General features: G+C 62.3%; 11 protein-coding genes and 2 pseudogenes. 7 read left to right on the top strand and 6 right to left on the bottom strand.

The features are described 5' to 3' along the window. Positions 1–43 precede the first annotated feature (43 nt). The 7 genes and pseudogenes from BA011_RS28530 (at position 44) to BA011_RS45335 (ending at position 8,330) form a co-directional block, all read left to right on the top strand. Positions 44–964, top strand: coding sequence for an ArdC family protein (locus BA011_RS28530; protein WP_065283291.1), 921 nt, complete (start codon positions 44–46; stop codon positions 962–964). Between the two features lie 454 nt (positions 965–1,418). Next, positions 1,419–3,274: pseudogene (gene tssI / locus BA011_RS28525) on the top strand (type VI secretion system tip protein TssI/VgrG). A gap of 10 nt (positions 3,275–3,284) precedes the next feature. Then, a complete protein-coding gene (locus BA011_RS28520; RefSeq protein WP_065283290.1) occupies positions 3,285–4,394 on the top strand; it encodes a DUF2169 family type VI secretion system accessory protein in 1,110 nt (369 codons plus the stop codon). Continuing rightward, complete coding sequence (locus BA011_RS45345) at positions 4,391–6,067, top strand: DUF4150 domain-containing protein (protein ID WP_065283289.1); 1,677 nt, start codon at positions 4,391–4,393, stop codon at positions 6,065–6,067. The genes BA011_RS28520 and BA011_RS45345 overlap by 4 nt, the downstream gene beginning before the upstream one ends. A gap of 18 nt (positions 6,068–6,085) precedes the next feature. Then, positions 6,086–7,261: a hypothetical protein gene (locus tag BA011_RS28510; protein WP_065283288.1), complete on the top strand. Its 1,176-nt coding sequence runs from the start codon at positions 6,086–6,088 to the stop codon at positions 7,259–7,261. Positions 7,262–7,296: 35 nt separating this feature from the next. Continuing rightward, positions 7,297–7,611, top strand: a complete 315-nt coding sequence (locus BA011_RS45340; protein WP_237352712.1) for a GAD-like domain-containing protein — start codon at positions 7,297–7,299, stop codon at positions 7,609–7,611. An 11-nt stretch (positions 7,612–7,622) separates the two neighbouring features. Beyond that, positions 7,623–8,330, top strand: coding sequence for a hypothetical protein (locus tag BA011_RS45335; RefSeq protein WP_237352711.1), 708 nt, complete (start codon positions 7,623–7,625; stop codon positions 8,328–8,330). Positions 8,331–8,485: 155 nt separating this feature from the next. Here the strand turns inward: BA011_RS45335 and BA011_RS28495 are convergent, their stop codons facing one another. From BA011_RS28495 to BA011_RS28470, 6 genes and pseudogenes are all read right to left on the bottom strand, one after another. Next, the gene (locus BA011_RS28495) at positions 8,486–9,931 is read right to left on the bottom strand and encodes an aldehyde dehydrogenase (protein ID WP_065283287.1); all 1,446 of its coding nucleotides are present in this window, start codon (positions 9,929–9,931) and stop codon (positions 8,486–8,488) included. 23 nt (positions 9,932–9,954) lie between these two features. After that, positions 9,955–10,739, bottom strand: a pseudogene (locus BA011_RS28490) (coniferyl-alcohol dehydrogenase). Positions 10,740–10,779: 40 nt separating this feature from the next. Beyond that, complete coding sequence (locus BA011_RS28485; protein ID WP_065283286.1) at positions 10,780–11,817, bottom strand: branched-chain amino acid ABC transporter permease; 1,038 nt, start codon at positions 11,815–11,817, stop codon at positions 10,780–10,782. Continuing rightward, positions 11,814–12,722 (bottom strand): branched-chain amino acid ABC transporter permease, encoded by a 909-nt coding sequence (locus BA011_RS28480; protein ID WP_065283285.1) that lies wholly within the window; start codon positions 12,720–12,722, stop codon positions 11,814–11,816. The genes BA011_RS28485 and BA011_RS28480 overlap by 4 nt, the downstream gene beginning before the upstream one ends. After that, on the bottom strand, positions 12,719–13,447 hold the full coding sequence (locus BA011_RS28475; RefSeq protein WP_065283284.1) for an ABC transporter ATP-binding protein: 729 nt from the start codon (positions 13,445–13,447) through the stop codon (positions 12,719–12,721). Before BA011_RS28475 ends, BA011_RS28480 begins: the two co-directional genes overlap by 4 nt. Then, positions 13,444–14,199 (bottom strand): ABC transporter ATP-binding protein, encoded by a 756-nt coding sequence (locus BA011_RS28470; protein ID WP_186806571.1) that lies wholly within the window; start codon positions 14,197–14,199, stop codon positions 13,444–13,446. Before BA011_RS28470 ends, BA011_RS28475 begins: the two co-directional genes overlap by 4 nt.

The raw sequence follows: 14,199 nt of genomic DNA, 5'->3' as shown, positions 1-14,199 counted from the left end.
TAGCAGGTCGCGATGGCCGCGACCTCGAAACGGAGGTTCAGACATGAGCAGGCAACAAACCAATCAACGATCCGATATCTACAGCCGCATCACCACCAAGATCATCGCCGATCTCGAACAGGGTGTGCGGCCATGGACCAAACCCTGGACGACGGGACATGCGGCAAGTGAGGTCAGCCGGCCACTGCGCCACAACGGCCAACCCTACACCGGGATCAACGTCCTGCTCCTCTGGTCCGAAGCCATTGCCCGTGGCTTTGCCTCATCGAGGTGGATGACGTTTCGCCAGGCAATCGAACTCGGTGGCGCCGTCCGCAAGGGCGAAACCGGCACAACCGTCGTCTTTGCCAGTTCGTTCGTCCGCACCGAGACGACCGAGACGGGCACCGAGATCGAACAGGACATTCCATTCCTCAAAGCCTACACGGTGTTCAACACCGATCAGATCGCCGGTCTCAACGGGCGCTTTGACGACATCGCACCTCACCAGGATCCGATGAGCCGCATCGGCGATGCCGGCCGCTTTTTTGCCAATACCGGGGCGCTGATCCGCCACGGAGGATCGGCTGCCTATTATGCCGCTCACCGTGATTACATCCAGATGCCATGCCTGGATGCCTTCCGGGACGATGCCGCCTATGTCGCCGTCCTCAGCCACGAGATCGCGCACTGGACCGCCGCACCGCGACGGCTGGATCGCGATCTCAGCCGCTACGCGAAAGACCGGAGCGAACGCGCCCGCGAAGAGCTCATTGCCGAACTCGGCAGCTCATTTCTCTGCGCCGATCTTGGCATCGTTCCCGAGCTCGAACCACGCGCCGATCACGCAAGCTATCTCGATGGCTGGCTGAAGGTTCTGGGCAACGACAAGCGCGCCATATTCTCGGCGGCGGCACATGCGCAGCGCGCCGTCGACTACCTGCATTCCTTGCAGCCGGAGCTCGACGAGGAGGAGGCGGCGTGAGCCGTCTCTTCCTTGGCTGACGAATACCTGCATGACCCGGCCGCCCCAGGCCTTGCAAGCCCCCCGCAGTGAAAACCTAGCGCCGCTGTCGCGCCGCCGCCGGGATGCTTGCCAAGACCGAACGGTGAAGCGGCGCTAATGCCTGCAGCACATTCTCGCAGATTGTTCATGAGGCCCAGACCGCTGACTGCTCATGCCGCTTGATGAGTGCTTGGGGTTATCGAAGCCCGAGCGGATGTGGCAAGCGAAGTGATCGGTGGCGGAAGTGCGAGGTGCGTCCGAACGCTTGGCCACCCAGGGTTCTGACGAGGAGGGCCGCGACGACCGCGGCTCGAAATCCGTCAATCATGGCCGCAGCGGCGTCGGCGCCAGCCATTGCGGCATTTGCGGCGGTGCGCCCAAAACAGGAGGCAAGCCGAAGAGGCGCTGGTCGAAGCGGCGGCAGGCAGTCGACGTGAGCGACATCAGAATTTCCACTATCCCTCCAACTGACGGGGGGCATACTAACCGCGGTTCCGTCGAGGTGCAGCAGGGCGAGGATGGCGGCGGTGTGCGTCGGCCGTTCAACGGGCTGGTGACCGAACTCAACGAAGGACCGCCCATCACCCGCGGCCTGCGGTCTTATTCCATGGTGCTCAGGCCGCAGATGTGGCTGCTGTCGCGCCGTTCCGACTGCCGCATCTGGATGGACAAGACCTCGGTCGATATCGTCGAGACGCTGTTTTCCGAGCACGGCATCCCGGCGCCCGATACCTCGGGCGTGATCAAGCCACCGCCGCCGCCGACTGGAATTTCGAAACGCCGCGCATGGTGCCCGGCACCATGACGCCGTCGCTGGTGCAGATGCCGGAGGCGACCAAGCGCGAGCTCTACGAATATCCGGCGCGCATTTCTTCCGTCGCCGAGGCGGAGCGGGCGGAAAAACTCAGGATGCAGGCCTCCGAAGCCGATCACGACCGGGTCTTCGGCGGCTCCACATCCCGCATCCTGGAGGCGGGGCGTCGCTTCACCCCCTATGAAGTTGCCCATCCCGACCATGCCTATGAGGAGCATGTGGTGGTCAAGGCGGTGCATACCGTCGTCGACCGTTCCTACGAGACGAACAGCAACGAGCCGGAATACACGAACACATTCGAGGCGGTGCCGTCGCGGGTGGCGATGACGCCGCATCGCGAGACGAAGCGGCCGCGGATCGAGGGCACCCAGGTGGCAATCGTCGCCGGCCCGTCCGGCGAGGAGATCCACCCCGACCAGTACGGCCGCATCAAGCTGTGGTTCCCCTGGGACCGCAAGGCCAAGAAGGACGGCTCCGACACCTGCTGGGTGCGCGTCAGCCAGGTATGGGGCGGCGGCACCTGGGGTGCCCAGGTCATTCCGCGCATCGGCATGGAGGTGATGGTCGCCTTCGTCGACGGCGACCCCGACCGGCCGCTGGTGACCGGCGTGGTCCCCAATCCCAGCAACGCGGTTCCTTACGACCTGCCGGCCAACAAGACACGCATGGTCATGCGCTCAAACACGCATAAAGGCACCGGCTTCAACGAAATGACGTTCGAGGACGAGGCCGGTAGCGAGAACATGTTCTTCCATGCGCAGAAGGACCAGACGACGCGCGTGCTGAATGACCGCACCAAGCGCATCGATCGGCACGAAGTTTCGGCGATCGGCGCCAATCGGACGGTCGAAGTCGGCGGCAACCAGAAACATGAAGTCGGCGGCTCGATGAACACCGTCGTCGGTGGCACGGGGCCGATGGCGATGGCGCTGATGGGGGCGGTCAGCGGTCTTTCCGGACATACGGCGGGGCTGTTGGCGCAGGCCGGGCAAATTGCAGGCGGCGGTGGGCCGGGGCTTGCGGCCTTTGCCGGCACGCTTGCGTCGTCGGCGCTCGGTTTCCTAGGCGCCGGTGGTCTTGGCAGCCGCGAGGGGGTCGTCTCGGGACCAAGCCCGCGCGCCGATGCCGGGACGGCACTTGCCGGTTCAGGAGCCGGCGTGGGCGATGCCGCCTCCGGCCTGTTTCCTCTGCCCGGCATCATGAACACCATCGTCGGCTCTTTCAAATCCGACACGATCGGCATTGCTCGCGCCGAGCAGATCGGCGTGAGCAAAGTGACCAATGTCGGCCAGACATCGCTGGAGAGCGTCGGCAAATTCAAGAAGATCGCCGTCGGCGAGGAATTCGTCATCGAGTGCGGCGATTCCAAATTCATCATGAAAGCCAATGGCGAAGTGATCATCCTCGGCAAGACGTTCAACTTCGTTGCTACCGAACACTTCCAGATGCGCGGCAAGCCGATCGATCTGAACTGAGGAGGTTCGCTTGGAACTGATCAACCGGCTTCCCTTTCCGGCCATGGCCTTCCGACAATTCGATGCGAACGGGGATTTGGATTGTGTGGTCTCGGTTCGCGGCACCTTCGTTCACCGCCAGGGGGATTCGCTTGCCATCGCCTCGAAACAGGAAGATTTCCTGTGGGAGGACGCCTATGACGGCGATCCCCATGCCAGCCCTCTCCTGCGTCAGACCGATCTCACGCCAGAGAAGGTCGGAACCGACATCACTTTCCTCGGCAATGCCTATGCACCGGACAGTACTCCAGCACCGTCATGGCAGATCGGCCTGCAAGTCGGGCAGCTTTCTAAAAAGCTTGAAGTCCATGGCGCGCGCTTCTGGCGCTCCGTCGTCAAGGAAAAATGGGCCGGCTTTTCGGCCAAGGAAGCAAAGCGGGTGCTGACGGATTGGCAACTTACCGAAGCCGAGCCGGCATCTTCGGTGCCGATTTGCTGGAGCAAGGCTTATGGCGGTCAAATTCCCGGTACCGGCGACCCGGAAACCGAAACGCCCGCCGATGTCGAAGCGCGCAATCCGCTCGGTTGCGGCATCGTCAATCTCGACATGCCGTGGGATCACGCGTCCGTCGCCGCACCGCAAATCACCTCGCCCGGCGAGGTGCTGAACTGGCGAGAGCCGGTCGAGCCGCAGGGACTGGGTCTCGTATCGCCCTGGTGGCGGTTCCGCCAGCAACATGCCGGTACCTATGACGATGTCTGGCTCAGCGAGCGCCACCCGCTACTGCCCAGGGATTTCGACGCACGCTTCTGGCAATGCGCTCATCCGGAGCTCGTTGTTATGCCGCATCTGATCGGGGATGAAGACTACCAGCTGGATCATCTGCACCCTAGCTTCGCCCTAGCCGCAGGGCGACTGCCGGGAATCACGCTGGGGGTCCGATGTGCCGGTCATGAGCGCGATGAGTGGTATCTGCTCTCGCTGGACGGCGTGCATTTCGACTGGCGGGACGATAGTCGCGTGATGCTGACTTGGCGGGCCCGCTTTCCCCTTCAGGAGGCAGGCGAAACATCGCTGACGTTGACGCGGGTCCAAGTCAAAGCGGCAGTTAATGCTGATGCCGGTGAGGTCGCTGCATGAGCATCCCGCGCGACAACTATGTCGGCGAGCCCGAATACCCGGCGCCCTGGACGACGAAGCAGCCGCGCGAAGGTTTGCGTGATCTTGACGAGGCAAAGATCGTCTCGCTGTCTCCGGATGTTTGCCTGACGCCGGTCGGCTCCTCGGTTGTTCCCATCCCGTACCCGATCGTCGACTATTGCGGGCACGACAAAGACTACACGCCATCTGTCCGCTTTACCGGCAAGAAGGCCATGGTCATGCGATCCCGTACGACGCACGTCCATGGCGATGCGCCGGGAACGAGAAAGGGTGTCAAATCCGGCACCGTAGAAAATGTTTGCGAACCGATCGGGCATGCCGATCAGGTGCGTGCCGAAAGCTCGCATGTCATCCGCCACCTTGATCGCTTCTGGATGAACAACCGGAACACGCAGGGCGAGGCGATCTTTGTGCGTGGGACAGAGACATATGCGCCGCCGAAAGACGATGATCCTGTCCGCGGATCGCTGCGCGCGAATGGCAGTGACGAGGGCCGTGTCGTAAGCGATGCCTCGCCCGAGCCGCTGATCATGGGTGCGCAATATGCACAGGCGAATGTCGGTACCATGACGGGTGTGGGTGGCGGGGTGCCTGTTGGCGGGACAACGAGAGGAGCGACCACAACCGCTCCGCCGACAACGCAGACTCCAACCGCCGGATCGCAAATTGGTTCGCAGGTGCTCAAAAGACTTGGCATTTGGGGCAGCGCTGCGTCGCTCGTCCTGGACGACCTCAGCAAAACGCAGGCTGAAAAAGGTGCTGAAGCGCGTGCTTTTCAGACGATCCTTTCTGGCCCGGGCGATTATGTCATGACTCAGAATCGCCTGCTCGGTGGTCGCCAACATGTCAGCAATCCTCTGGACATGTTTAATTCTTCAGCATGGGAAGGGAAATACGGCCTCATTATCAACGATAGCGAACGCATTCCGCTCGCCAATGACATTTTGTCTACGTTGGCCGGAAAGCCGATGGACGTCCGCACAATGTCGGATGCCGAAGTTCAGAGTGTCCTCTCTCCCTTTCAGGGGTTGTCGGAAGACCAGATCGAGCAAAAGCTCAAGGAGATGACCGAGGCCCGGAAAAAGGAGGAAGAGGAGAAGAAGCCGAAGCCAGTTCCACCGCCGCCACTTGATCCCGGTTCCAATACGAGGATCGATGACAAAAAGAAGAAAGAGTGCCTCATAGGACCTTATGATGAGATTTTTGCACCATGCACGGCGCGGGGCGGCAAGACTCACCATGTAGTGCCTGACATGGTCTACCGGTTAGGCGATCGAGCTGGAATTACGACGACGGAACGTGTTCCCAATGCGCCAACTGAAGGCCAAGGCGAGTCAATCTGTCTGACGAGCGATGAGCATAGCAATAAGAATGATTCAGGAGGCGTGCACGAACATATCAGGAAAGAGTTTGCCGGTATTGACCATCCGGAATTTCCTGGCACTGCTCCCATGGGGAGAATTCTTCAAAGATCTCAAGCTGCGCTCTTGCAGACAAAGGATATAGATAAGGTCTGCGCAGAAGCCGCCAATGCCCGCGCGGAAGCGCAGGTTAAGGCAAAAACTGGTTTGAGAGCACCCGGCCGTATCAAGGAAAAGCCACTCCCTTCAGGTCGCATTGCAGATGTTCTTCGAAATGGCCGCTATCCCTAATAGATCGAAAGAGTGAAGATGACCGACGCCCCTGACGACGAAGATTTCGAGGAGCTCTACGGAGCATGGGAGCCGACGCTTTACGCTGCGGCCATGGCGGACGATCGGTACTTTGCGCTTTTGATCGGCGGCCCGCGCTGGGACGATCCCTATACCATCATCCTGACGCGCGACGCCGAAGCGCGGACATTCTCGCGCCTCGATGTGCGGCGCGAATTGCGGGATGTCAGGGTTGTGCCGCGGGCCGATGACGCAGGTGAGCCGTCTTATGTGACGCTCAGCCTGAACGGTGACATTTATGTAATCACGCCCAAAGGTGCGGAGCATTCGATCATTCCCGGAACCCAAGCCGAATCCGATGATGCGCCCGAGATCCTGTTCAGCTCCATTTTGCCGGTCGAGGACCAATGGCTGGTTGCGGGCGGCGAAGGTTTTCTGAAGCTTGGCAAGGACAAGTCCTGGCAGGATGTCTCCCCGCCGCTGCAGACGGAATATCCTTATAAGGTGCCCGATTGGACGATCCTCGGGACCAAACAGAACGGCGATATTTTCATCGTCGCCACGCAGGCGGCGAATACGCGGCATTTCAATCTCTATCCCGGCCACGCTCTTTATCGGGAGGATATGTCGGAGGAGGAGGAATTTGAGCTTCAGAAAAAACTTTATGCCGAATTGGACAGCTATCCACGCCTGAAAACACTTTTCACCGGCCGCCCCGGCGCCTGGAAGCAACAGGCATTACCGGATCGTATCGCCCGGTCTCTTCCTGCCTATTCCTATGTTGCCGATGTCGAGAGCGATGGAAACGGAGCCAACTATGTCATTGGTTCCGATGGCCTGGTGATGAAGGGCAATCCGCAAGCCGGCTTTACCGACATCTCGTCCATTGCTGACCGCGAGAAGAATTTCAAGGACGGCGTTTGCTGGCGCAACGAACTGATCCTTGCAACCGGCACCGAACTGTTCCGGTTCGATGGCCATTTTGCAAAGCCATTCGCGCCCAAGGTGAAGATGCGCTCCGCCCCCTTCGTGCTGCAGCCGAGCGCGATCTTCGTTCAAAACGACAAGCTCTACGTGTTCGACTACGGGCTTCGCTATTACACATTCGATGATCAGGGTTGGAATCAGTACGACATTCCGAAAGAGCTTTCGCAGAGGCCCTTCAAGGGTGGCGGCGACAAAGGATCGCCCTGACCATATCGAGCGGCTGATGAGCATCTGGAGCCAATATGTCTGCTATACCCCGGCGCCCCTTACAGGAAATACTGGATGAATTCGGACCGCTCAAAGACGGTATAGCGGTTTCTGCTTCGCAGGCTGCGGGCTATCGCGGGAAGCTGCCTGACGCCATGGTTGATTTCTGGATTGAACATGGGCGCGGGCAGTGGCGCGACGGTCTTTTTTGGATCTGCGATCCCGAGCCGATCATGCCTGTTCTGCATGCGCTGTTTGCAGGCGATCCGGAATTCGACGTCGCAAGAATGGTGCCCTTCATGCGTGATGCATTCGGCGAAGTCAGCGTCTGGCATCCGAATTCAAGCTGATCACGCTCGATATGAATCTTGGCACCGTCACCACCACAGACATTACCACCCACGTCATTGAGGGCGTACCTCCCTTCGACGATGATATGGCGGTAGCTGCCGCCGTGGACGCCAGCGTTTTCGATGGTCGTGGCTGGGTGGATGCCACAACTGGCAAGCCCGTTTTCGATGCGGTTCGCCGGCGGCTCGGGCCGATCAGTGCCGATCAGGTCTATACCATGGTCCCGCATTTCCGCCTCGGCGGCGATGGCGCCGCCAGGGATTTTTCAATCGGCGGCTTCATCGAATATCTGAAGGACATTGAGTTTGGGCGTCGCAATGCCACCGAATCCGTCGCCCTGGCGCAAAGGCTGGGCCTGCCATTTGGCGATGATGAGGACTGGGGAATCCATATTGCGATCCCGCTGCGCGGCACCGAAGTTCATCCGCTGATCGCCAGGAACGTCGTGCGATTGCATATCCGGCCGAACCCGGACTGGCAGTGGGAGCTGAGCGGGCGTATCGTCGAACGTGGAGAGTTCTCGGAAAGCGAGAAAAAGATCTACCGGAACGATCTCGGCCTCCCCGTTCTTGGGTGCGGAAATCTTTATGCCTTTCCGACATGGCTGAGACAGGTGCGCGAGAAAAACGGCCTGGATTTCGATACCCGCGCCGCCGATATTCGTGTAGGGCGCAAGCGGGCGGCGGCCAAGCTTATCGTTCAATGGCTGGAGAGCTGAGCTCGGATCGATCGCGGTAGCAGGCGCCGCCCACGCCATATCGAAGCGTTGAAGCATTTTCCTAAGCGCGGTGCGAAATCTCTTTCGCCGGTCTGAGCATAGGCCGTGCCACGATCGCAATGGCGTCGTGGCACGGTGACGCCTGTCAAACCTGCTCAGAAAGGATAGTGCTGGGCGGAATCCTCGACCGTGATCCAGCGCAGGTCGGTGAATTCGGCGATTGCCGCCTTGCCGCCGAAGCGGCCGTAGCCGCTGCCCTTGACGCCGCCGAAGGGCATTTGCGCCTCATCGTGCACGGTCGGGCCATTGATGTGGCAGATGCCGGATTCGATCCGTGCCGCAACCGCCATTGCCCGCTGGACATTCCGGCTGAAGACGGCAGACGACAGGCCGTATTCGCTGTCGTTGGCGATGCGGATGGCTTCTTCTTCACCGGAGACGCGAATGATCGGTTTGACCGGGCCGAAGGATTCTTCCGCGTAGACGCGCATCGCGGGCGTGACGTGATCGAGCAGCGTCGCCTCGACCACGGTGCCGGAGCGCTTGCCGCCGGCCACGAGCTTTGCCCCCTTGGCCGTCGCATCAGCAATCAGCTCCTCCATTTTCTTCGCCGCGTCGAGGCTGATCAGCGAGCCGAGAACGACGTGGCCGCGCGGATCGCCGGCCGGGAGCTGGCTGGCGCGGGCGGCCAGTTTGGCGACGAACTGATCGGCGATCGTCTCGTCGACGATGATGCGTTCCGTCGACATGCAGATCTGGCCCTGGTTCATGAAGGCGCCGAAAACGGCTGCATTGACGGCACCGTCGATATCGGCGTCGTCGAGGATGACAAGCGGCGCCTTGCCGCCGAGTTCGAGGAGGGCGGGTTTGAGATGCCTGCCGCAGGTCTCGGCGATGATCTTGCCGACCTTGGTCGACCCGGTAAAGTTCACGCGCTTGACGGCCGGATGGGCAATCAGCGCCGCGACGATCTCAGGCGCATCCTCCGGCGCGTTGGTGATGACATTGACGACGCCGGCCGGCAGGCCGGCTTCGGTCAGTGCGGTGGCGATCAGCCTATGCGTGCCGGGGCATTGTTCGGAGGCCTTGAGCACGACGGTATTGCCGCAGGCAATCGGCATGGCGATGGCGCGGGTGGCGAGGATGACCGGCGCGTTCCAGGGGGCAATCGCGAGGCAGACGCCGGCAGCCTGGCGAACGCCCATGGCGATGGTGCCGGGCTTGTCGGAAGGGATGATTTCGCCTGATATCTGCGTCGTCATGGCGCCGGCCTCGCGCAGGATGTTGGCGGCAAACATGACATTGAAGCCGGCCCAGGGCGCGGTGGCGCCCGTTTCCTCGATCATCAATTGGGTAAACTCGCCCACCTTGGAATCCATGATATCGGCGGCCTTCATCAGGATCGCTCGGCGCTGGCCGGGGCCGGTCTTCGACCAGGCGCCGAAGGCGGCGCTGGCAGCATCGACGGCAGCGGCAGCATCGTCCAGGCTTGCCGCGGCGGCGCGGCTTGCGAGCTTCTCGGTGAAGGGATCGATGCGATCATAGGTGCGGCCGCCGGAGGCCGCGCGGTCTGCACCGTTGATGAGGAGGGAAATATTCATCGGAGGTCTCCTTGGGACAAGAACTAGAAGCCGAGGACTTCGGCGTTGATGGAAGCTTCGAGGCCGCCGTCGACGGCAGATTGGCGCCGTTGATCCAGCGTGCGCCATCCGAGCAGAGGAAGAGTACGGCGGGTGCGATATCGGCGGAGGTGCCGGCGCGGCCGACGCGGGTGATGTCGCTGTCGACCCTGGCGTCGCCAAGCACGGCGCGGAACTGCTTGAGGATCGGCGTTTCCACCGGCCCGGGGCTGACCGCATTGACCCGGATGCCGCGGTTCTTGAACAGCGGCTGATGGGCCGCCCGCATGGTCCAGAGCAGCAGCAGCTCCTTGGAGAGCGGGTAACCTTCCTCATCCTTCAGACCGTGTTCGGCGACGAGCGCCGCCACCTCGGGAAAGCCTTCTATGCCGATGAGCGCCTTTGCCCGTTCGAGGTTGGCGCGCCAGCCGTAGCCGGCGATCGAGGCGACGTTGACGATGGCGCCGCCTTCGCGCAGGCGGGGCGCCACGGCTTCCGACAGGGCGCGAAGCCCGTAGAAATTGACGGCGAGTGTCGAGACGACCCCGGTGTTGCCGGAGAGGCCGGCGACATTGGCGAGCGCGTCGAGGCGCACCGGAAGCTGCGCAACGATCTCGGCAACGCCGGATGCCGTGGACAGATCGCCCTTGATGAAGGCGGCACTGCCACCCGCCGGCTCGCGCACATCGACGCCGATGACCTCGGCACCCATCTGCCCGGCCAGTTCCGCCGTGCGGGCGCCGATGCCGGAAGCCACACCGGTCACCAGGATCGTTTTACCAAAAAGCATGAACGTCACCTTTCGCAACAGAATCCGGAAGCAAGCCGGCTCATTCTTCCCATTTGATTTTATGCGGACCGGGCAATTTCAGCCGGTAGCCGACCGGCAGAAGTTGAAAATCGAAGCGGCGCTCGATTTCGCCCCAAAGGCCGCGCGGCAGGTAGAGCGAGAATATCAAAGCCGTGGCGCCGAGGCCGATCAGGTACCAGACGCCGGCTGCGCCGAAGACGGTCTCGATCACGAAGAACAGGATGGCGCCGAGGATCGCGCCTTCGAACTTGCCGATCCCGCCGACCAGAACCATGAAGATCATGTAGGCCGTCCATTGAACGCTGAAATAGGTCTTCGGCTGGAAGGTCGTGGCAGTCGCCAGCCACAGGCCTCCGGCAACCGCAATGCCGAAGGCGGCGAGCACGAAGAGCAGCCGCTTGGTTGCGATCACCCGCACGCCGAGCGAGGTTGCCGCCTCCTCATTGTCGCGGATCGCCTGCATGGCCGCACCGGCGCGGCTGCGCATCAGGATGAAGAGCGCACCGAGCAGGGCGGCCATGGCCGTCAAGGCGAGCCAGTAGATCGTTGCCCGCCGCGTCGCGCCGTCATAGACGTTGAGCGAGATCAGCGAGGTTCCGGTTTCCCCCTGGATCAGCCGGTCGAGATTGACGAGCAGGTGGGCGAGTTCCGCTATCACCCACATGCCGATTGCGAACTCGCCGCCCTTCAGGCGCAGCATGAACAGCGAAAGCGGGATCGACAGCGCGCCGGTCACGATCGCGGCGGCAAACAGCGAGACGAAGGGATTGAGCCCCGCATCCGCCAGCCGGATGGTGAAATAGGCGCCGAGGCCGAAGAACACCTGCTGGCCGACCGAGACGAGCCCGCCGAAACCGGCAAGCGCATTCCACATGGCGGCAAGGATCACGTAAATGAACAGGGCGGTCATCCGGTCGATCGCGCCGGCGCCGAGGACAGTGGGGGCGAACATCAGCAAGGCGAGCACCGCGGCCATGCAGCCGAGCGCCACCCGTGACGCTTTCGTCCAGCGCTCTATCGATATTCCATTGGAGGCAAGGGTCGCGTTGGGGCTCATGTCGGGCTCCGGAGACGAGTGCGCAGGGAGGCGGCAATTTTGTCGAGCACCGGCATGCCGAACCGGGATAGCCTGACGAAAAGCACCAGCAGGAACACGGCATGGCCGCCGATCAGGAAGCCTTGCGGATGCAATTGCGCGCCGAGCGATTGGGCAAGGCCGAGAACGATGCCGCCGGCAAGTGTGCCCCATAGCGATCCCGCTCCGCCGATCACGGCCGCCTCGAAGGCGAAGAGAAGCTGCGGGCCGCCGGAATAGGCGCTGAAGGTTGCCCGCATCCCGAGAAACGCACCGGCGATCCCGACCGTAACCATGGTGATCGCGGTGGCGACGGCGTTTACCCTGCGGGCGTCGATGCCGACCAGCCCCGCCGTATCGGGATCTTCGGCCGTGGCGCGGATCGCGCGACCGAGCGCAAAGCGGCTCAGGAAGAACTGCAGCCCGCCGAGAATAAGGACTGCCGTCACCATCATCATGACGGCAAGCTTGCCGACGTAGATGTGCCCCGGCAGTTGCCAGGAGGCATAGGACAGGTTGCCGATGAACGGCGCGAGCGAGCGGGTGTCGGCGCCGAACTGCTCGAACAGCAGGTTGTCGATGACGATCGACAGGCCGAAGGTCGTCAGGATCGGCAGGAGCGTGCCGCCGCGGGCGCTGCGCTCCAGAATGAAGCGCTGCAGCAGCCAGCCGACGGCCGCCATGACGGGCAGCACGATCAGCAGGCCGGCGAAGGGCGGAATGCCGGCTTTGGCGGCGAGCAGCCACAGCCCGTACGCGGCTGCGACCGCCAGGCTGCCATGCGCGAGATTGATGATCCGCATGACCGAGAACATGAAGGACAGTCCGCAGGCGATAACGGCGTAGTAGCCGCCGAGCAGAATGCCCTGGAGCAGGGTGTTGATCACGATGCGCTCCTTTCGCCTGATGTCCGGTGCAATCCGAAATAGGCTTGAGTGACATGTTCGCGCGTGACGGCGGCGGCCGGCCGGTCGAGGACGATGCGTCCTTCCAGCATGCAGATGACACGGCCTGCGACGCTCATGGCGCGGGCGAGATCCTGCTCGACGAGCACGATGGTCGTTCCCGACGTGAGTAGCGCCTGCAGCTGGGCGTAGACGCGATCGACGACCAGAGGCGAAAGTCCGAGCGAAACCTCGTCCAGGAGAAGAATATCGGGATTGCTCATCAGCGCCCGGCCGATGGCGGTCGCCTGCTGCTCCCCGCCCGAAAGATGCCCTGTTTTGGCGTGACGGCGGGGTTTCAGGTTCGGAAAGGCGTCGAGGACGCGGTCGATGCTCCACTCGCCCTTGCGGCCGGAGGTCTTTCCGAGAAGCAGGTTTTCCTCCACTGTCATCCGCGAAAACAGGCGCCGGCCTTCCGGCACCAGGGCGATGCCCTTGGCGATCCGTTTGTGGGAGGGGACGGCGGCCAGATCTTCGTCGTTGAGAAGGACGCGGCCGGAGGATGGCAGATGGGCGCCGGCGATCGATCGCAGCAGCGTCGTCTTGCCGGCGCCATTTGCGCCGACCAGCGCCAGCACCTCGCCCTTGGGAAGATCGAAGCTGACGCCGCGCACTGCCTGGAGCAGGCCATGGCGGACGTCGAGGTCGCGGATGGAGAGAAGGCTCATGCGGGTGTCCCTCCGAGATAGGCCTTGACCACCTCCGCATTGCTCATGACCATTTTCGGTTCGCCATCGGCGATGATCCTGCCGGCGTCCATGCAGATCAGCCGCTCCACCACCTGCAGGAGGATATGAACGATATGCTCGATCCAGACGATGCCGATGCCGCGGCGGCGCAATTCGAGGATGGTCTCCACCAGTTCGCTCGCCTCGCCATCGGTCAGGCCGCCGCCAATCTCGTCGAGCAGCAGCAGCCTCGGCTGCGTGGCAAGCGCACGGGCAAGCTCCAGGCGTTTGCGGTCCAGCAGGCCGAGCGTGTCGGCGGGGCGGTTGGCGACGCCAAGCATGCCGCAGAGCGAAAGCGAATCCACCACGCGCTCATAGGCCTCGTCGCGGCTTGCGGTATTGCCGTGCGATGCGGCGACGAAGACATTTTCGAAGGTCGTCATGCCACCGAAGGGCTTGGGAATCTGATGGGTCCGGACGAGCCCGGACCGGCAGCGCTCCGCCGCCGTCCGGCGCGTGACGTCGACGCCGTCGAAGGTGATGCTTCCCTCATTCGGCCGGAAGGCGCCGGCAAGCACGCTGAGCAGGGTCGTCTTGCCAGCGCCGTTCGGCCCGACAATGCCGATCGCCTCGCCATCGCCCATGGAAAAATCAAGATTCTCCAGCACCACCAGCGCGCCGAACCGCTTGTGGATCCCCTTGGCCGAGAGAAAGGCTCCCCCCGGCCGTCTTTGAGCTTCCCGCTGCAGCAC

The organism is Rhizobium leguminosarum (assembly GCF_001679785.1).
Taxonomy (GTDB): domain Bacteria; phylum Pseudomonadota; class Alphaproteobacteria; order Rhizobiales; family Rhizobiaceae; genus Rhizobium; species Rhizobium leguminosarum_R.
Note: the sequence above shows the minus strand (reverse complement) of the source record. Positions and strands in the feature narration are given on the sequence as shown.

Excerpts from the sequence above, each read along its gene's own strand:
- BA011_RS28530 (WP_065283291.1), top strand. The coding sequence starts at position 44 with ATGAGCAGGCAACAAACCAATCAACGATCCGATATCTACAGCCGCATC.
- BA011_RS45345 (WP_065283289.1), top strand. The coding sequence starts at position 4,391 with ATGAGCATCCCGCGCGACAACTATGTCGGCGAGCCCGAATACCCGGCG.
- BA011_RS28510 (WP_065283288.1), top strand. The coding sequence starts at position 6,086 with ATGACCGACGCCCCTGACGACGAAGATTTCGAGGAGCTCTACGGAGCA.
- BA011_RS45340 (WP_237352712.1), top strand. The coding sequence starts at position 7,297 with ATGTCTGCTATACCCCGGCGCCCCTTACAGGAAATACTGGATGAATTC.
- BA011_RS45335 (WP_237352711.1), top strand. The coding sequence starts at position 7,623 with ATGAATCTTGGCACCGTCACCACCACAGACATTACCACCCACGTCATT.
- BA011_RS28495 (WP_065283287.1), bottom strand. The coding sequence starts at position 9,931 with ATGAATATTTCCCTCCTCATCAACGGTGCAGACCGCGCGGCCTCCGGC.
- BA011_RS28485 (WP_065283286.1), bottom strand. The coding sequence starts at position 11,817 with ATGAGCCCCAACGCGACCCTTGCCTCCAATGGAATATCGATAGAGCGC.
- BA011_RS28475 (WP_065283284.1), bottom strand. The coding sequence starts at position 13,447 with ATGAGCCTTCTCTCCATCCGCGACCTCGACGTCCGCCATGGCCTGCTC.